Origin of the sequence: Streptococcus sp. HMSC076C08, from assembly GCF_001810825.1 — a bacterium.
In the GTDB taxonomy this organism is placed as follows: Bacteria; Bacillota; Bacilli; order Lactobacillales; family Streptococcaceae; genus Streptococcus.
Window position 1 is genome coordinate 1 of record NZ_KV802727.1, and the last position, 216, is coordinate 216.

Genomic DNA, 216 nt, shown 5'->3' on the forward strand with positions numbered 1-216 from the left:
TTCCTGGCTTCTCTCTACTTTTCCATCTACCATGTACTGACGGGTGACGATTGTACGCACACCATCTTGACCAGCTTGGGTTATCTTGGTCTGGCCAACTGGCAAGCTATCACTCTCTACTCGTTCTCGAGTGTAGGGTTCTGCTACCGTCGTGGTAACATCTTTTTCTTCAACGTTTAAGCTTGGAACTTCATTTACAGGAGCGTCTGTTGGTTT

At 46.8% G+C, this 216-nt stretch carries 1 protein-coding gene; it reads right to left on the reverse strand.

Annotated features, from left to right (window positions below):
• Positions 1-216: G5 domain-containing protein (locus tag HMPREF2766_RS04440; protein ID WP_186821422.1), on the reverse strand; the 216-nt coding region annotated here is incomplete at both ends.